General features: G+C 75.1%; 1 protein-coding gene and 1 pseudogene. Both read right to left on the minus strand.

Going from position 1 to position 1,501, the window contains the following annotated elements; all coding sequences use genetic code 11:
• Positions 1-711: pseudogene (locus GJ633_RS16550) on the minus strand (cob(I)yrinic acid a,c-diamide adenosyltransferase); the annotation flags it as partial.
• On the minus strand, positions 708-1,501 hold a 794-nt coding region (locus tag GJ633_RS16555; protein ID WP_156589637.1), incomplete at its 5' end, for an adenosylcobinamide amidohydrolase. The gene GJ633_RS16555 and the pseudogene GJ633_RS16550, both read right to left, overlap by 4 nt.

The following is a 1,501-nucleotide window of genomic DNA, read 5'->3' on the forward strand; positions in this document are numbered from 1 at the left end:
GGTCGGCGACGCGTCGAGGTACGCGGGTTCGGCGTGGCTCCCGGTGAGGACGAGCTCGAGGCGGTCGGGCTTCGTCTCCGCGAGGTCGACGACCGCCTCGGCGGCGACGAGCCCCCTGTCGACCGCGTACAACAGCTCGTCGAGGATCAGCATGTGGACGCCGGCGTCGGGGTCGCCGTCGAGCGGAAGCGGCGCCGACAGGTCCGCCTCGCGGGCGCCGCGACGAGCGTCTCGGCGCGCTCGAAGGCCCCCCGTGCCTTCGCCTCGTGTTCGTCGTCGGCGGAGCGTCGAGCAGCCCGTGCCACCCGTAGTGGCCGGCGTTCTCGTAGGTGAACCCCGGGATCGCCGCGATGGCGTTGTACTCGCCGCGGACCGCGTCGACGCTGTCCGCGCCGCCCTTCATGAACTGCAGCATGTGGACGCGGTAGCCGTGGCCCGCGGCCCGGAATCCCATCCCCATCGCCGCCGTCGTCTTCCCCTTGCCGTCGCCCCACCAGCCTGTACGAGGCCGAACTCCTCGGGGGCGGCCGGCTCGATCGGCTCCGGCTCCGGGGTGACACCGCCGCCCGGCGTGCGGGTCGGATCGGCGGCGGGGTCGCTGTCGGTCGCCGCGTCGCCTTCGCTGTCGGTCGTCGCGTCGCCTTCGCTGTCGGTCGTCGCGTCGCCTTCGCTGTCGGTGCCGTCGGCCGCGTCAGTGTCGGTCGGTGTCATGGATCGAAAACCTCCGCCCGGTCGTCGGCGACGACGCCGTGGTCGGCGTCGGCGGCCGGTCCGGGCACCTCGCCGTCCGGGTATCGGGACCGCAGGCTCGCGCGGATCGCGTCCCGGACGCAGACGCGGACCGCGTCGCCGACGGGCGTCGCGCTCCCGGAGAAGTCTGCTGGCTCCCCCGTCGGGTCGTCGCCGACCACGACCGCGTCGCTCGTCGTCCCCGGAACGCCCGCGAGCGCCAGCAGGGTCGCCGTCTTCGCCTCGGCCGCGACGGCAACGAGGTTCGTCGCCGCGCCCGCCGCGAGCCGCCGGGTCGTCCCCACGACCAGGTTGACCGTGCCGGGCCGCGGGGGTTCCCCAGGTGCCGGTGAGGCGTCGTCCGGCGCCTCGGCCGCTCCCGCCGAGTCGGTCGCCTGAGGCGCCGATTCGCCCGACGACGCGTCGCCGGGGTCCATCGGGAGCATTGCCGGGTTCGACAGCCCGACCGTCGCGTAGGCGACGACCGGACCGAGGCGCGCACCGCGCGCGTGCTCCATCCCGACGCCGGTGAAGAGGGTCGGCGGACCGGCGTCGGCCGGAGCGCCGCCGTCGCCGTCGGGTCTTCCTCTGCCGTCTCCGGGGCCGTCCGCGAACCCGGCGCGAGCCAACCGCTCGTCGCGGTACGCCCCGAGATCGGTCCGGTCGAACCCCTCCGGCACCGAGACGTTGTAGGCGGCGGTCCCGCGCGAGCGACCGCCGTTCCAGCCGGTCGAGAGCCAGCGCGTCTCGGGGCGAGCGATCCGGAGAACCC

The sequence above is a fragment of the Halorubrum sp. CBA1125 genome (assembly GCF_009742825.1).
Classification (GTDB): Archaea; Halobacteriota; Halobacteria; order Halobacteriales; family Haloferacaceae; genus Halorubrum.